Annotated in this window: 1 rRNA gene; it reads right to left on the reverse strand. The window is 45.0% G+C overall.

The features are described 5' to 3' along the window. Window positions 1–125: ribosomal RNA gene (locus ST42_RS02045) — 23S ribosomal RNA — on the reverse strand; the annotation flags it as partial. Window positions 126–262: the final 137 nt, after the last annotated feature.

Here is a 262-nt window from a genome sequence, read left to right on the forward strand (position 1 = left end):
TGTCCCATTCGGAAATCCCTGGATCAAAGGTCATTTGCACCTCCCCAGGGCTTGTCGCAGCTTATCACGTCCTTCATCGCCTCCGTGAGCCTAGGCATCCGCCATACGCCCTTTCTTACTTTCGCCTGTGTCCCAATGTGAATATGAATACTCACAAGGGACCTAGCCCATACTTTCAGCTGTATTGAAATTTTCTTTTCTACAGTTTTGTCTGTAACAACATGTCAAAGATCGTTTTCGTTGAGAATATTCAGAATTCTCA

The organism is Prevotella pectinovora (assembly GCF_000834015.1).
GTDB classification, from domain to species: domain Bacteria; phylum Bacteroidota; class Bacteroidia; order Bacteroidales; family Bacteroidaceae; genus Prevotella; species Prevotella pectinovora.